This window comes from Pirellulaceae bacterium (genome assembly GCA_019636385.1).
In the GTDB taxonomy this organism is placed as follows: Bacteria; Planctomycetota; Planctomycetia; order Pirellulales; family Pirellulaceae; genus Aureliella.
Map to the genome: position 1 here is coordinate 145,324 of JAHBXT010000002.1, position 18,000 is coordinate 163,323.

8 protein-coding genes are annotated in these 18,000 nt (G+C 54.0%); 6 read left to right on the forward strand and 2 right to left on the reverse strand.

The genetic code is table 11. From position 1 onward, the window contains the following. Nucleotides 1-24 precede the first annotated feature (24 nt). From KF752_06380 to KF752_06405, 6 genes are all read left to right on the forward strand, one after another. Entirely contained in the window at nt 25-3,858 is a 3,834-nt protein-coding gene (locus tag KF752_06380; protein ID MBX3421167.1) for a c-type cytochrome, read from the forward strand. Between the two features lie 199 nt (nt 3,859-4,057). After that, nucleotides 4,058-6,568 carry a penicillin acylase family protein gene (locus tag KF752_06385; GenBank protein ID MBX3421168.1) on the forward strand — a complete coding sequence of 837 codons (2,511 nt, stop codon included), beginning with the start codon at nt 4,058-4,060 and terminating at the stop codon, nt 6,566-6,568. Between the two features lie 17 nt (nt 6,569-6,585). Further along, nucleotides 6,586-7,470, forward strand: a complete 885-nt coding sequence (locus tag KF752_06390; GenBank protein ID MBX3421169.1) for an acyl-CoA thioesterase II — start codon at nt 6,586-6,588, stop codon at nt 7,468-7,470. A gap of 345 nt (nt 7,471-7,815) precedes the next feature. Continuing rightward, nucleotides 7,816-10,125, forward strand: coding sequence for an MMPL family transporter (locus KF752_06395; GenBank protein MBX3421170.1), 2,310 nt, complete (start codon nt 7,816-7,818; stop codon nt 10,123-10,125). A gap of 2,116 nt (nt 10,126-12,241) precedes the next feature. After that, a complete protein-coding gene (locus tag KF752_06400; protein ID MBX3421171.1) occupies nt 12,242-14,041 on the forward strand; it encodes a hypothetical protein in 1,800 nt (599 codons plus the stop codon). Beyond that, complete coding sequence (locus KF752_06405; protein MBX3421172.1) at nt 14,034-15,461, forward strand: hypothetical protein; 1,428 nt, start codon at nt 14,034-14,036, stop codon at nt 15,459-15,461. Before KF752_06400 ends, KF752_06405 begins: the two co-directional genes overlap by 8 nt. 98 nt (nt 15,462-15,559) lie before the next feature. On the opposite strand, the gene KF752_06410 is transcribed toward KF752_06405, so the two are convergent. Together KF752_06410 and KF752_06415 are read right to left on the reverse strand one after the other, a co-directional pair. Continuing rightward, on the reverse strand, nt 15,560-16,258 hold the full coding sequence (locus KF752_06410) for an AIM24 family protein (GenBank protein MBX3421173.1): 699 nt from the start codon (nt 16,256-16,258) through the stop codon (nt 15,560-15,562). Between the two features lie 128 nt (nt 16,259-16,386). Next, nucleotides 16,387-17,862, reverse strand: coding sequence for an FAD-binding protein (locus tag KF752_06415; protein MBX3421174.1), 1,476 nt, complete (start codon nt 17,860-17,862; stop codon nt 16,387-16,389). Between the last annotated feature and the right edge of the window lie 138 nt (nt 17,863-18,000).

An 18,000-nucleotide genomic window follows, 5' to 3' on the forward strand; every position in this document is an offset into this window, starting at 1 on the left:
ACACTCTGTTGCTCGATTCCTCGAATGTCGGTGTTGTTGATGGTCCACGCTGAAAATCGGTGGCGATTCATGTCTGAGCGGCCTATTGCTGGCTGCCAATTCGTTGTTTGCATCGTGGTTGGCGTATTGGCTAGTTGGTTGCGAAGCACGGCACTAGCCCAGGATGGAAATCAAGCCGCCGGTGATGGCACAACGAACATTTCAGCCTTTGAGCGTCCGTTTGATGTTCCGGCGATGACGCAATTGGCCGACGGCTTGCCGCCTTTCAGCTATCGTGATGTCGGTGGTCAAATTCCTAACTATTTGCCTTCGTCGCAGTGGGGTACGCAAGGAGAGCCGCTGTCGAAGATGCAGGAGCCTCTGTCGCCTGACCAGGCAATCAAACATTTGGTGACTCCACAAGGCTTTCGGGTGGAGCTGTTTGCTGCCGAGCCCGATCTGCAGGGCAAGCCGATCTGCATGGCCTGGGACGAGCGCGGGCGCTTGTGGGTTGCAGAGACGTACGACTATCCCAACGAATTGCAGCCGCCCGGTCTAGGCCGTGATCGTATTCGGATTTGCACCGATACCGATGGCGACGGCCGAGCGGACCGCTTTACAGTTTTCGCTGAAGGTCTGAGCATTCCCACCAGCATTGCGTTCTCGCGTGGTGGTGTCATCGTGCAAAACGGTACTGAAACGCTACTGCTGAAAGACACCAATGGCGACGATGTTGCCGACCTACGCCAGACGTTGATTACCGGCTGGGCTCTAGGCGATACGCATGGTGGAGTGAGCAATTTTCGATACGGCTTAGACAACCACTTATGGGCCATGCAGGGTTACAACGCTTCACAACCGGTCGCGCTGGGACAGCCACAGCAGTCGTTTCGGATGGGATTCTTCCGCATGCGTACCGATGGTAGTCAAGTCGAATTTATCCGCTCAACCAACAATAACACCTGGGGGTTAGGGATCAGCGAGCAGGGGTTCATCTTCGGTTCGACCGCCAACGGCTGCCCCAGCGTGTTCATGCCAATTCCCAATCGCTATTACGAACGTGTGCGGGGCTGGGCGCCGGAGCTGACCTTGTCTTCCATCGCCGATTCGAATCGTTTTTTGCCAATCACTGACAAAGTACGACAGGTTGATCACTTTGGTGGCTACACGGCTGCGGCAGGTCACGCGCTGTATACCGCCCGGCAGTATCCACAGCAATATTGGAACCGTGTGGCCTTTGTCGCCGAACCGACCGGGCACTTGGTTGCCGCTTTTGTGTTATCGCATGATGGTAGTGGATTCAAATCGACCAATCCATTTAATCTGTTAGCTAGCGATGACGAGTGGTCATCTCCCATCATGGCCGAAGTTGGCCCCGACGGCAACGTTTGGGTGTTGGATTGGTACAACTATATTGTGCAGCACAATCCAACCCCCAAAGGCTTCCAAACCGGCAAGGGAAACGCCTACGAAAGTCAACTGCGCGACAAACGTCATGGTCGTATCTACCGAATTGTGCATGAAGCTGCCCAGCCATTACCGCCTGTGGATCTCGCACTCAGTACCGCCAATGAATTAGTGGCAGCGCTGCGGCATTCGGTAATGCTCGTGCGCCTGCATGCTCAGCGGCTGTTGGTCGAGCGCGGTAAGGCGGATGTAGTCGATCAGCTTGTTGGGCTACTGAACAACCAGTCCGTGGACGCCATCGGGCTCAATGTGGGGGCTATTCACGCGTTGTGGGTGCTACATGGTTTAGGGCAGATTCAGGATTCTCAACCGGCGGTCATCACCGCTGTGCATAAAGCGCTGGAGCATCCTTCGCCGGCAGTTGTTGGCAATGCAGTTCAGGTACTGCCGCACAGCCAAGTCTCGGTGTCGGCGCTGCTGGCAGTTGGATTGCACGTGGCCCCCAATCTTAACGTTCGATTGTCGGCGCTGCTGGCGCTAGCTGACTTGCCGGCCGGCGATTCAGCGGCACGGGCGATCATGGAAGCACTGTCACAACCGGATGCACTGACTGATCGACTACTCATCGAAGCCGCAATCAGTGCTGCCGCAAATTCAAGCACTCAGTTCTTGACAGCCGTCACTTCAGTAGATGACGTTTCGCCCGCCTTGATCCAGGTTGCTCGAAAGGTGGCCACTCATGAAGCTCGCGGTGAAGAAACCGAATATTTGTCCGGTTTGTTAAAATCGCTGGCACAGGCTCCGCCAGACATCGTCCACGCGATCTTTGAAGGGATGGCGGATGGTTGGCCTGAGAGCAAGCAATTCAGCTTGTCTGCCCAGCAGGAGCAAGACCTGTTGAGATTGCTGGAGCGATCTCCTACCGCCAGTCGCTTGGTCATTTTGCGGTTGGCGCGAGCCTGGGGCAGCCAGTGGCTGGCTGACTACAGTCAGCAGACAGCCGCCGAACTGCTGGGGACTCTGCTAAACGAGCAGCAGGGTGACCAAAGCCGGATCGAGGCGGCAGGTCAAGTCCTCCAGCTTGTACCGGACAGTGGCCATGCAGTGGGACAAATTTTGGATGCGATCGGTCCGCGCAATACACCGGAATTGTCCAGCGGATTGATCGCTGCCTTGCGAAACAGCAGCGCCGCCGATTTGGGCCAGCAGCTTGTCAGGCGATTGCCCAGGTTGCCCCCATCGGCCAAGCGTGAAGCGATCGGCTTGATGATGTCCCGGCCTGCGCTGACCGCTATGCTATTAGAGAGCATTGGACAGGGGCAATTGGCGCTCATGGAATTGGCTCTCGACCAGCGGCAAGCGCTGGCTGTGCATCCCGATGCACTAGTGCGTGCACAGGCTAAGCGCCTGCTGTCATCCGACGGAGCGCTACCCAATCTTGATCGGCAGCAAGTGTTGGAGGAGTTGGCATACGTCGCACAACAAAAAGGTGATCCGATCCATGGCCAAGTGATCTTCAAGCAACATTGTTCCAAATGCCATCAACACGGTGGACAGGGAGTAGCCGTTGGTCCCGATTTGTCCGGCATGGCCGTGCATCCCAAAGAAGAGTTGCTGATGCACATATTGGACCCCAGCCGTAGCGTTGAAGGCAACTTCAGAGCATACACGCTGCTGACCACAGACGGCCGCGTGCTGACCGGTATGTTGGCCGCTGAAACGCGTACCACGCTTGAACTGTACGACGCTGAGGGCAAGAGAAATGTGGTGTTGCGTGAGGACATCGAGCAACTGATAGCTTCGCCCAAATCGCTGATGCCAGACGGTTTTGAGAAGTCATTGCGTCCCGACGAGCTGCGCGATTTATTAGAGTTTTTGACACAGCGTGGTCGGTTCATTCCATTGGACATTAGCAAAGTAGCAACCGTAGCCAGCGATCGCGGCATGTTCCTCCACAGCGATGGTCCAGAGCGAATGTTGTTCGACGATTGGTCGCCGAAAACATTTCACGGCGTGCCATTCAATTTAGTAGTGCCCAGGGATGGCCAAGTACTCAATGCAATATTGTTGCACAGTAAGGCTGGTTCCATGGTGCGGCGCATGCCTCGCAACGTGTCGATTCCATGCAGTGGATCGGTCAAGGCGATTCACATGTTGGGCGGCGTTGCCGGATGGGCGCATCCTCTTGGTAAATTTGAAGAAGTAGCGATGGTTGTGCGACTAACCTACGCCGACGGTCAGGTGGAAGAGCACCCCCTATTAAACGGTATTCATATTGCGGATTACGTTCGTCGGGTAGATGTTCCTGGGTCTGAATTTGCGTTTGATTTGTCGGGTCGGCAGTTGCGCTATCTAGCCATTCAACCAGCGCGGCCAGAGTCGGTGGTGAAAATCGACTTGGTCACAGGCAGCGGTAGTTTGGCACCACTGGTCATGGCCATTACCGTAGAAACTGGTGCAGGACCGCCGTAAGGTGAGCGAACACTCGGAATGTACCCGCAACTATCGTCGCCAGACGGTGGCCCTCAGGTCGCCTATCCTCTGCGCGACAGAGGTTACCGGCGGTGCGTTCGCTAACAATTGCGTATTGGTTGCTACAAGGCTTGATATTTTCGGCAGCATGGTGAATGATATCGCCATTGCATCGAGGAGAAGTAGGAGAACGCTATTTATGAAATTCGCCGCCAATGTTCTTAACCGAAAAGGTCTGTGCTGCCTGGCTACCCTTGCCTGGTGCGTGAGTTGCTTGAGCACTATGACATCGCGGGCGGCTGAAGCCGACGCTGTCTCGTTGCCTGGTCTGTCTGCGCCGGTGCAGGTTTACCTGGACCAATATGCGATACCGCATGTTTATGCTGGCAGCTGGACCGATGCGGCGCGAGTGATGGGGTATCTGCACGCCAGCGGGCGGCTGTGGCAAATGGATATGCTGCGCCGACAAGCCTCGGGTAATCTAGCTGAAATAATGGGGCCTGACGGATTGCCAGCCGATACTCTGATGCGGCAACTTGGAATTCGACGAGATTGCGAAGCGCTCTGGAAGTCAAATGATATTCCTGATGCGATGCGAGCCGAGCTTGAAGCGTACGCGGCCGGCGTGAATCACCGAATTGCCGAATTAGGAAAAGACGGGTTGCCGATGGCGTTTCAGGCGATGGGGTATGCACCCGCGCCGTGGTCGCCGGTCGATTCGCTGGTGTTCAGCAAGTATATGGGCTGGGACCAGTCGGGGACTATGGACGATCTATGGTTTGGCAGTGTCGTTGAAAAAATGGGAGCCACCGCGCTGGAGCAACTTTGGCCGCTGGATCGTCCCTACGAGCAATCGACGATCAGTGTGCAATCCAGCCGCGCCACGTCGCTTGGGTCGGCCGCGTTTCTCAATCCAGCCAGCTCATCAAGCACCAGGGCAGGTGATTCGCATAATATCGGGTATCAACCCCCGTCGGAGAACGAGGTTGGAGGTGAGGGGCTCTCGCAAACCTACCTCAATCTCTTTGATCGCCTGAATAACATTGGCTGGTTTGGTCGCGGCAGCAGTTTTGGTAGCAACAACTGGGCCGTGGACGGATCGAAGACCCAGTCTGGGAAGCCAATGGTGTGCAGCGATCCGCACTTGGGATTTAGCATTCCCAGTATTTGGTATACGGCGCATATCAATGTTGGCGATCAGAACGTGGCTGGCGTGACGTTCCCCGGTTCGCACACTGTTGTTATTGGCCATAACGACCATATCGCCTGGGGGTTGACCAACATGCAGGCCGATGCGGTTGACTACTACATTGAAACTGTCGATCCGCAGAATCCCCGTCGCTACCTGCATCGTGGCCAATGGAAAGAGATGACGCGCATCGTCGAGAGTATTCCAGTGCGTGGCTCTGAGTCGCACGAACTGGTGATCGACAGCACGGTGCATGGGCCAGTGGTCCATCAGCAGCCAGCGACTATTTCGCTGTGTTGGACCGGATTGGGGCCAACGACCGATCCCGTTGCGTTTTGGGAGTTGTCGCGGGCTCGTGATCTAAACGGGTATTTGTCGGCATTGGATAAACTGCAGGTACCTGCGATGAACATTGTGTACGGCGATGTGTATGGCAATATCGCTATGCACTGCTGCGGACGTCTGCCGCTGCGGACGCGCGGACAAGGCCGTACTCCCATGGATGGCTCAACTGGACTGAATGATTGGAACGGCTGGATTGCTCGCGATCAACTGCCGTTGTCAATCAATCCGCCGGAGCATTTTGTAGCGTCGGCCAATGGTCGCCCCCATCCGTTGGGATATCCGCATTACTTGGGATGGATGTGGGACCCCAGCTACCGTACGCGGCGCATTAAGAACGTGTTGACCGAGGCCAAATCGCTCACCATCGAAACGATGAAGCCGATCCAATACGATCACTTCGACGGTGCCGCCAGCCAGTTTTTGCCGGCCATGTTGCCGGCTCTGAAAGATCGGTTAGATGCCAAGGCCAATCCGCAGTTGCTCGCGGCGGCAGCCGCTGCGCTCCGCGACTGGGATTACATGGCAGGGACCGATGCGATTGGTCCGACTATCTGGTTGCACTGGCTGGAAAAATATCGTGACAATGTTTGGCAGGATGAGTGGCCGGAATTGGGTATCGAGCCCCAAGGGGGATCGTGGGGGTTTTGCGGCGACAATCGCCGCGAGCCGATGTTGGAGGTGCTGGAGTACCTGACGCGTGAAATGCCCGAATCCGTTTGGTTTGATGATCGTCGAACTGCTGAGCGCGAGAATCGCGACATCATTCTGCGGCGCAGTTTTGTGGAGGCCGTAGAATCCTTGGCTGCCAGGTTCGGTACGGATCTCAACCAGTGGCAGTGGCAAAACATCAATGTGCTGAAAATAGAATCGCTGTCTGGAGTTGCTGATTTAAATGTTGATGGTGGGCCGGTGGTCGGCACCTCATTTACGCTTAACCCCGGCGGCAATGTTGGACACGTGGGCGGCGGTGCTTCCTGGCGAATGATCGTGGACTTCGGCAAAGTGAGCAGCAGTGTGGGCGTCTATCCGGGTGGCCAGAGTGAAGACCCGGCAAGTGCCCATTATGCTGATCAAGTCCCGTTGTGGGCCACCGGCCAGTACACGCCTCTCAACATGCACACGCGCCCCGCCGATTTGCCGGTTGCGGCTAAGACCAAAGTGATCTCATTTAAGTAAAGACCAGCATAAGCTCTATGAAAGACACGGCTTCTCTGCTGGAACATTTGGACGTCAAGCCGATCGGGCAGTGGCTGTTCGAGGGCGGCTCCCTAGACATTGGCAGTCCTAACGTCTATGGCGGGCAGGTTTTGGCACAGTCCCTGAACGCTGCTTACAAGACAGTCGATGCGGCCCGACTGGCACACTCGATTCACGCCTACTTTTTTCTGCGTGGAAACTTTCAGTTGCCGGTGACCTATCAGGTCGAAGCCATTCGCGACGGCCGCAGCTTCACAACTCGCGATGTCAAAGCGCTGCAAAACGACAAGGTCATTTTTCAGAGCATCATCTCATTTCAGGTCAAAGAGCCTCTGAGCTTTGAGCATCAGATCCGCAAGCCGTTTTTGTGGAGAACTCCTCGCTGGCTCCCCAGCAACTTGGACTACTATCAAATCTTCAAACGTTTTTTTCCACCCAAGTTGAAGGAATGGCTGTCCTATGATCGGCCCATAGAGTTCAAGCCAGTTGAGGTCGAGCGCTATTTATTTCCCAAGCACCGTTATAAGCCGCGACGGCACATCTGGTTTCGATTTTTGCAGACGATTCCCGTCACTCAGCCCCAAGCCCAGCAGATGTTGCTGTATGCTTCTGACTACAATTTGTTATTCACCTCACTGGATCCACATTCCAACGCTACGATGGGCAATGTGCAAGCAGCCAGTATTGACCACGCCATGTGGTTTCATCGCGACATCGATATTTCTGATTGGATGCTGTACCAACTAGATAGCCCCAGTTCCAGCAATGCTCGCGGATTCACTCGCGGCAACATCTTTTCGCGCCGCGGAGTGCTGGTCGCCTCTGCCGTTCAAGAAGGTCTTATTCGACCAATCAAGAAGCAACCCAAAGTGACAGATTAACGATCAATGGCTCCACGACCCTGCGTTGGCTGTGAACAATTCCCCTTGCCCGGATTCAGTTAAAGCCTGACGATTGATGTCCAGCACCAAGGCCATGTCGTCCCATTCCAAAATTATTGACCAGCTAATGGTCGACCGGGTCGGTTCGAAATCAGATTGCTGAGTGTCAGTGCGGCTGGAAGCTTGAATGTAACCTACAGTGCACGCACTGGCTATGAAATAACTCGGTGAAGCCTTAGCCAATCACATTGGCCAACCGCTGCGGGAGATTTAGGTTTGAGTATGAGAATCGGGTCACTTTTCGGGCGCAGCACAGATCGAGTTCTGAGTAGTGGGCTGCTCCTGATGGTGGTCCTGTTCACTCTGAACGGCGTGTGGAAAGCCTTGCGAGACGGTAGCAATCGGATTGAAGATTGGCTGCCGCGCGGCTTTCAGGAGTCGCTGGAACTGGAGTGGTTTCGATCGCAATTCGGAGGTGACTCATTCCTGATGATTAGCTGGCAAGGTTGTGAGATTGCACCGAATGCAAACGCCGAATCGACCACTAGCCGATTTGCAGATCTACTCCGCAAGAGCGGTGTCGAAGCGGGGCAACCGGCCTTTTTTTCACAGGTGTTTACAGGCGATGACGCTCTGCGAATGCTGGCGAAACAGGCTGTCGGAATTGACCGTCAGGAGGCCATCAAGCGGTTAGGCGGTTGGATGATTGGACGCGATGGCAAATCTTCGTGTATTGTGACCGTGTTGTCTGACGCGGGACTACAACATGACCGAGCTGCGATAGAAGCCGTTTATGAGGCGGCCGCACAGACCGGTGACGCAGCGCTACTGTCTACTGAAAACCTGCATGTTGCCGGCCCGGCCATTGAAGCCCTGGAGATCGAAAGGTCAAGTCATCGATTCTTGTTACCCTTAAATTTGGCATGCTACGCGGTGTGTGCAATTCTGATGCTGTTCACCTTTCGCAGTCGGGCCGTGACTTGTTTGGTGTTAGCCAATGCGATCGCTAGTCAATTATTGTTGTTGGCCGTCGTGGGCTACTCGCCATGGTGCAGGTTGGATTCGATCATGCTCATTGCACCGTCACTGATTTTCGTGCTCAGCGTATCGGCTGCCGTGCACTTGGTGAACTACTATCGCGATGCGGTGCTAGCTGTCGGTCTGGAGCGCGCCGCCTGGGAAGCAACCCGCTCTGCGGCCGCCCCTACTCTATTCGCTTCGCTTACGACCGCTGTAGGCTTGCTTTCACTGACGGTCAGTATGCTCGTTCCCATCCGAAATTTTGGAATCTATTCTGCTGTTGGCGTGCTGCTTAGTCTAGGATTATCGGCCACTCTACCTTGGCAGCTCAGAGCACTCGTCCCGGCGGGCTGGGCGAGTCAACCTAGCAGCCAAGGCTGGTGGATGCCCCGCAGTGACAAGGTAGTGCAAGGAGTCGTTCGATACCGTTGGCTCATTCTGTCTGTGGGATGGATCGTGTTCATGATGGGTTCGTGGGGAGTCACCCAACTGCAAGCGATGATCCGCATTCATGATTTCTTTCTTCCGAAATCCAAGTTGGTCGAAGACTATGCGTGGCTACAGCAAACCATTGGACCGTTGGCGCCCATTGAGATCGTAGCCAAGATACCGCAAGTTGCGTCGCCCACGCTACTGGATCAGTTACGAGCGGTAGAAAGAATTCAGCAGACGGTGGCTGCGGATACCAGCATCCACGCCACAGCCTCGGCCGTCAATTTTGCACCGCCGCTGCAGTCATTCAAAAGGACCAGCTTACGCGGCGTCGCCCACCGCACTTTGCTGAACGAACGCATGGCAGATATCCACCAGGATTTTATCGATGCTGGCTTCCTGAGAATGACCCTCGATCAGTACTTGTGGAGGATCAGCGCCCGCGTATTTTCGTCTGACGAAGTCGATTACGCCAGGCTGATCGGAAATCTTAAGTCAGAACTCGCCACACTGACTCAACTGTTTGCAGAAGATGGCTTGTCGGGTGTTGAGTTCACGATCACCGGAGGTGTTCCGGTAATGCAAAAAGCGCAGGATCAAATGCTTGACGATTTGATCAATAGTTTTTTGTGTTCGACGGTGTTGATTACGTGTTCTATGATCTGCCTGTTCACCGCTTGGGCTGTTGTAGAACCTGGCTTTTGGAGTAGGCCGCTTCGATGTTGGTCAGCCTGCGTTTTGTCTGGACTACTAGCGATGATTCCCAATCTACTGCCGGTCGTCGTGGTCTTTGGGGCGATCGGCATGATGGGAGTCACAGTGGGCGTGGGATCCATGTTGACCGCCACCGTCGCGATGGGCATCGCCGTCGACGACACGTTGCACTTTCTTACCTGGTACCATCGTTCGCGCAGAATGTGCAACAGCCGACAGGATTCGGTGGTGTTCGCCTTGACGCGCTGTGCGCGGGCGATGAGCCAGACCACGGCCATCTTCGTCTTTGGGCTGGCGGTCTTTACACTTAGCCCCTATTTGCCGACGGCGCGTTATGCCGGCATCATGTGTTCGATGCTGTCTATCGCACTGGTTGCCGATTTAATCGTGCTGCCGGCTCTACTATTGAGCCCGGTGGGGCGAGTATTCGACTTGGGACATGAACGCCGTGCAGTTTCAGATACTCAACGGCCCGAGATTTGCCCATAAAACGCTCAATACGCAGGAGATCGGTCTGTAGGATATCGACTGCAATCAGCACGTCGACGGAATCGCTGAAATTTGGGTCAACGCCAAACGCGATGGCCTCCGCTCCCAGTTTCAGATAGTGCTTCAGTAGAACCGGCATGCTCTTGTGTTCGATCTCCTGCAGAATCTCGTCGATATCTGAGATGGATTCCAAGCACTGTAGATGTTCAGCCAGTAGGCCCGGCAGTGGTAAATCTCGGTAGGCATGTATGGCCTGGACGAAGGGAGCCAAATCTTGGCGAAGTAGCTTGCGACGCAAAAAATCAACGATGATCTGCCGCGACAAGTTGCCATAATGGCGGCTGATGCTGGCCGGACCAAACAATGTGCGTACCCGCGGATTGCGCCACACGTATTCACCTATACTCTGCCACAGGCCAAGCAATACCTCTGGGCTGCGTTGATAGCCCAGGCTGACAAACGAACGCCCCATTTCCAATGCTGTCCCAAGTTGCGGCAAAAAATTCGCTCCGAAACGGAACAGTGAGTGAGTGTAGATACCATCCAATCCTTGGTCTTCAACCACTTGATCGGCATGGGCTAAACGGTAGGCACCGGCCACCTCCCGCCGCTCGCGATTCCATGCGAACAGATGCAAGTACGTGGTATCGAAACGGTCTAAATCTACAGCTTGGCCTGTTCCCTCGCCTGCTTCGCGAAACGACTCTTCTCTCAGCCGACCAATCTCGGCCAATGTGTGCGGAATTTCGTCTGCAGAGACACAATAGAAATTAAACGCTCCCTTTGACAATAACACACGGCCTCGATCGATTGCATTAATCTCTTGCGTCAGCAGGCCAACATCACTGCGTGTGACAATCGAAGATCTTACGGAACTCCCCACTTGGTTAGCCTTGAGGTCTGTCTGAGATGGATTTAACAAGTAGGTTCGCAAACGCAAATAATCCGTGGCCCGCTGACGATTCGGAAAGCCATCTAATCGCCGAGGACCAATGGAATTGCCCACAGCAACTGACAGCTCCCATCCCCGTTTTCCCAGTAGTTCACGGGGAAGCAAGGCGGTTCGCAGGCGGGGATGGAGCAATCCCGCACATTGGAACAACTGACTATTCTGACCGTGAAAGTAGATCGGCACCACCGTTGCGCGGTGACTGTGTGCAAAGCGTACTGCCGTGTCACTCCAAGCTGGATCCATTACCCGCCACTGCTTTGGATGTAGGTGCGAAACAGTTCCAGACGGAAACATCGCCAGCAGGCCATCTTGGGAAAGCCACTCGATAGCGGCGCGACAGGCCATCACGTTCTGGGCCCGTGTGTTCACTCCACCAAACGGGTCAGCAGCAATCACTTGCGGCTGCAACTCATCGATCCGCTGGATCAGAAAATTTGCAAAGATCTTGACATCAGGCCGCACTTGCGACAGCAAATCAAATAAGATCAGGCCTTCTGCAGCACCAAAGGGGTGATTTGCGACGATGATCACAGGGCCTGCTGTCGGTATGGTTTCCAGGGAACCCAGAGTCAATCGCCAACTTATCCCAAATTCAGCCAAGACTCTCGAAGCAAATTCGCCAGGAGATTTTCGAGGGTTTTCCAATTGGATGGCATCATAAAGTTTCGCCAAACGACCGAGTCCCGAAACCTGTTCCAGAGTCCGATCGAACAATCGACTTAGGCTACCACCGAATCCCTGTGCATGGTCATGCCAATTGATTCGAAAGGGATTACGAGAAACGGTCATGGCACTGTTGGTAGTCTGTTGCTTGTCCATGCGTGCGATCCGACGTGCGTTAGGAGACTGTCGATCTCGATGCGTAACATGATTGCGGGTGTACCGCGCTGCATGTTGCCCAGTCGATTCCATGCCTCGGTCGTGAATACCGTTGCCTAGGCCGTGCATACCTACCGCTCATCGTAATCAGACTCGAATGCGTTCACAATCCGGCGCAGAGCTGCAAAGCTAAGTCTAATTTACCCCTACATTAGGGAACTTAACTACTAGTGCAGCATTGCAGCAGAGAGCTACACGCAGCCTCGTGAACCGGTTGAGTCATTATCCTTAGAAGCTTAAGCTAGTCAGTAAGACATTTTTCTAAATACAGAAAGCGAGTTATTCTTGGTTCAGTACCATCGGCTGAGCGCCAGCATTTTGATTTACCTGATTGCCGGTGTTGTCACGCGGGGGCCAATCGCAGCAGCTCTTGATAGCACTTTGGCCTTCATCCATGTCGCGCATTTTCCTGTGCTTCATCAACAAATGAGTGATTCTCAATTGGGTAGCCTGTGGCAAGTCGAGGCGCTGCGGCCGTTTCGAGACCAGTTGCGGCACCAGGGCTGGGACTGGTCGAGCCGGATGGAGCGTAAGTTTGGTGTCTCCACGGCCATGTTGGTCCGTCTGGCTCAGGGTGAGCTATTGCTGTTGGTTACAGGCGGGACCAACAACGATCGGCACATCTCACTAGTGATCGAAGCCCGTGACCCGGCAATCACACTTGAGTTCATGGATGCGGCTGCCCAGAATCTGCAATCGGCCGGAGCTGTAAGGAGTGATAGTCAAGAGATCAGCAGCATCGAACAAATTGTACTCTCCTTTCCAGAACGGGAGGTGGGCATCTGCGCAATCGCTGGTTTCGTTGTCATCTCTAGCGATCCACAACTGGGGCTTGAGTTTGCCAATCAAGTCTCACGATTAGCAGGCCAAGATCTGGACACTCCGCTTGCTGAACTGGCTGGCCTGCATGATCCTCCAGTCAACTACATGAACGGAGTTGGAGCGCACCTGAGTTGGCAATGTGCACCGGCAATGCTGTTGGAAGCTGTCGCAGAACACCAAAATCCAGACTTGCCGCTGGCAAATAGCCATCCTGGCGACCAAATTCAATTGGCGGCACCCCCTGTCAGCGATTGGAAGCAGCAGCTTGATGACATTGATTCGGCACGGGGCGTGATACACTTTAATTCTGAACTAAGCGAGATCGCCGGGACTATTGAATTGGAGGCCGCCTTACCCCGTCGGGGAATTACGGAACTTCTGGATATTCAACCAGGCGAATTGAAGTTCCCCGATTTCGTTCCGGCGCCTGTCAGTAGATGCGCAGTAGCTAACTGGAATATCGGCAGCGCCATCAAGCGACTAGCCAAACTCTACGATGACGTTACGGAAACTCCAGGTGCATTTCAACAGACAGTCGCTGATGTTAAGCAAGAGCTGAATGTCGATTTGGAAGGTGATTTGTTCGCCATTCTCGGCCCGCAAGTCATGATCGCGGGAAGATTTGTGCAGGAGCTGAATGCTGAACAGACTTTGATTGCTTTGAACATTCAACAGCCTGAAGTCAATGCTGATCGCGTCGCGGAAATCATAAATCGCTTGTTTGCCGAAGACACTGAAACGCAGCAGCTCAGGCTGCCCGGCCAACCTCACTCGTTGTGGCAAATCAGTTTTGTGTCTGCTGACGAGCGAGTCGCTATGGCTCAGTCCGGTCTGATGGTAGCTGATGGCAAGCTATGGTGCTCGACTCACGCTTCTTGGATCGCCGAGGTTCTCTCGTCCGAAACAGCAACCAAGTTGATTGAAGCTCCAGAGTTTCGCCAAGCCGCCGCTAGATGGGACGACGCGGCGACCGGCGTCGTCTTGCGGAGCTATGACGACTTAAGTCGTGAACTGGAATTTACCTACGAGACCCTGCGTACGAAGGGAGTAACAACTCGAGATACTTCGACCAGCTTGTTGGCGATACTTGTGGGAACCGCCGTGGGAGCAACGCATGATCACACCAGCCTGGATTTTAAAACGCTTCCCGAATTCGCACAGGTTCGTGATTTTTTGGGCACGGTTACATGGTCATTGGAAAGTCGCCCAGCAGGTTGGCACGTTTCGTTCCATGTTTTCTCTAAGGCCAAGCTTGATGATTAAATTTCTTGACCTGCAGTTAGCAGTCGGTCTATTCTTAACCGCGCTGTCCGGCGGTCTGACAGCCGCGGACAATTCTGTAGGTTCGCCGTTGCTGACCGTGCCTGACCGATTCAGTGACTTGGCCCCTCGCGCACGTTGGTTTACAGACTACAGCCCAGCGCCAGCGTTGGAACCCGAACAAGAGTTTGGTGCTCATCCCCATATAGTTTTGCAGTTCAGCGATCAGCTTGTGAATCGTCTTGGTCGTCGGACCATCGCCAAGTCAATCTCGATCGACAAGCAGTTCAACGGTCTTCATGTCTGCGGCAAGGCAGTGTTCGATGGCCACATTCGCTATGGACTACATGAATCGTGTAACCGGATTCGAGGACTGATTGAATTGGACGGCAATGTGCAAGTCTGTTTGACTGGGCATCAGGGGCGCGTCGGCTTTGGAATCGCCACAACTAGTGCTGCGACTTCCAGAAAATCTGTAGCGGTGGGAGTCGATGGAGTACAATGCGATCTTGCCCAGTCCAGCGTCTGCACTCTGTTGCAAGGACAGAGCGTTGTTACTGAACGCTCTGGTCCAATGGCTACAGTGATTCGCTGTGCTGCATTAAGAGCGCTGGTGAAACGCGACCATGAAATTCGTCAGCAAATTTCGCGGGGCATCGCGCAGGCCGTCAGCGATGAATTGGATCAGCAAGCAACCGACGAACTACACCAATTCGAGCATGCGTTTCTTGACGCGGTAAACTTGGTATGCGAGCGGTTAGGGACACACCCCACATCCGTCTCATGCCGCTCGACCCATGAATTCGGTCAAATAGAGTTGCGATTGGAGGCAGAACATGGATGGATCGCGACAACCCCTACGGTTCCAAGTAACCTACCCTTCTTAGCTGCAGTTCACATTCACCAGTCTGCCATCAATCGACTCGCACAAAGAACGTTGGCGGGTAGAACCGTTACCGGCCTATCGGAAGTGCTGGCTGCGCTAGGTATACCTTTGGACCAGGGACCAGTCACGGAAAACTTCAAAGTTGATTTGTCTACACAGAATCCGGTGACGATCAACTTAGACAGCAACACACCGGACCAAGCTCTGTTGGAAATGCGGGTAAGTGGTGCAGCCTATGAGCTTGATAATTTGAAACTGGTAGCCATGGATATCCTGGTGCGGTATTGGCTGGAAGTTGGCTCGCGCGAAATCACATTGCATCGCCAGGGTGAAGCTGAGGTCTTACCTCCCCAGAATGGCCGTAGCTTGCGGTTCATACAGCAACGGAATCTGCTTCGTGAACGACTGAAATCAATTCTTCCAAAAAGTCAGTCAATTCCACTCGCTAGCTTGACGTCCTGGAACGACAAACTATCAGTCGTACGAGTTCACCAAGTGAACTATCAGCCTGGTTGGTTAAGTATCGTGGTGCAATAACTCCGATAGGGGCTTTGCCAAGGGAATACCGCAAACCATAGCCATCGCCAGTCCAGCTGAATGTCAAAGCGAGTTCTGGCCGTCAACCGACTAACGACCTAACTGCCTCTTGCTGCGTACGTTTCTTCGTATGGTTGCACCACCACGTAGCCTTGGCCGTGAAACTTCAATTGAAGTGACTCTCCAGAGCCTCGGCCGAACATGGTTTTGAGCTGGATGTCGGTTTTGAATTCTGGAGTCAGATTGCCGGTCCACATGACAGTAGCGTTTGGGTCTGTAATGACAGGGCATTGCGGCGTTACAGGCAATGTCAGGGGATCGTAGTGTGTCGTGATAGCTACCATCCCTGTGCCTTGCAAGCGCACGTTGAATAGTCCGCCAGCTAACATCGCCGAGAGTTTCTTCATTATTTTGATCTCGTACTTCAACGATGTCTCAAAGGCCAATAGATCATTGCCGTTTACGAAGATGGCTTCATTGTTCAAATTTAAGATCGTGATTTTCTTGCCGCTGTCCGCGCAGAACACAGAGCCCTGGCCTGTGGCACGAGTCAATCGACTACCTTCACCGGACATTGCTTTTTTAATGAGGTTCCCAACACCCTGCTCGAGGATTCCCTCTCGTTCGAATTTTACACTGCCCACGTACGCTATCATGGACCCCATTTTGATCCAGACTGTGCCATTGAGATTGATATCGAGCATTCGCTCGGATTCCAATTCAAACAGGCCCTGATTCAATTCCTGGTCTGCCGTTCGCTCCAAGAATGACGCGAGAGTGTAACGCTGGTCGCTCATGCCGTTTCTCCTAAAAAAACTCAGGTGGTCAATCACCTTAATGAAATGGTATCACGTAGACTGCATTTTTTGCTAACGATGTCAAGTATCGAATATCGAAACGCGATAGTGCTCGCCGGTCGCTGAACTTAACCTCGCGCCAGGGCGATATTGGCATTGCGCCGGAAGAAGTTGTCAGGGTCATGCTTGCGCTTAAGCTGTAGCAGCCGTTCATAGTTCGGACCGAATAACGATGGCGAACCAACGGCTGTTTCGTAGGTTTGAAAGTTGGCGTACAGGCTTTCGTTCCGCTTGGGCCGCATCAGCTGCAGCCATTGCTGGCCCCAAGCGTATCGTTGGTCGCTCTCCTGAGGGTCACTCCAAGAATAGGCTGCGCGAATATGAATTGAGTGTTCCTGTCGATGAGGAAAGGCGGTATCGGTGGGGCTCACTTGACAAACGGCGCCATGCATATAGTGGCTTAATCCAAACACGATGTCTGGCGTAGCGCTGTTGAGCTGGTCGACGAGGATGTCGATGGCTTCTTCGGTTATGCTTGGGTGGTAAACGGTCTGGATAGCTCGATAGCTTGGGACAGGGACATTGGCTGGACTGGTCGCAGCAGCTTTGTCGGCCAAGGTGGCGAAGGGCTGGCGCTTGACGGCAACTTTGATTGCCTTGGCAATCGAGCAGATTTTGTCGAGCATATTTTGTGAGGCAGCGTCTGTTCCAACATGGCAAAAGCTGATGAACACGCCTGGCGCACCTTGAGTGAGGTTGAGGTTTGCCTGAAATCCATCCGGTGCTTGACGCATGAGGTCGCTGAAGCCGCGAAGCACATTGCGGGCATTAGCCACTGCAAAGTGAATGTCGCCTCCCACGACGGATTCGATTGGGAACAAGCGAGCTTCAAACCTTGTGGTCACTCCGAAATTCGCGCCTGCTCCACGCATCGCCCACAGTAGATCTGGGTCAGACTCTTGACAGGCCTCCATTTTCTGTGCGCCGGCATTGGCGATCGTCGCAGATATCAGATTATCGCAACAGGCGCCATACAGACCCGATAGCCAGCCCAGGCCTCCTCCTAGCGTTACTCCAACTGCGCCTACGCCGGGGCACTGGCCAAGGACGGGGGCCAGACCATGTTTGCCGGCTGATCGAGCCACTTCGCCGGCCAGCATGCCTGCCTGCGCACGCACAACCCGCCGATGGGGATCAATAGTAATCTGCTTCAGCGACGAAAGATCGATGACCAACCCGCTGGAATTGCCCCAGGCCAGATAACTGTGCCCTCCGCCGCGCACCGCAACTTCTAATTGGTGGTCACGAGCAAACTGAATCCCGCGCAGCACATCGTCTTCGTGTCCACACTGAACAATGGCGATTGGTTGACGCTGTGTCGTCGGATTCCAATAGAAGACTCGCTTGGCGCTTTCATAATGAACATCGCTGGGCAATACCAATCTGCCGCGAAGCTTTTGGCTCAAGCGCCGGAGGGCTTCAGTGTTGAACTCTAACGCATCGGAAGCGCTCACCATGCCTGAACCAACCCAGTAACCGAAGCTGCTTAGGGCAACTGAGCGGGTTAGAAATTGTCGTCGGCAGATTCGTTTGGGGCGCTTCATGTTCAATCGACTGCCTGGTTCAAGAGCACACCCCGCGATCTCGCTAACACGGCCTAAGCCATTGGCCTACTATCAAATATGTTAACTCGCCGCTCTGCGGCACACTACGCGGAGTGTAGATCTATACCATACCAATCT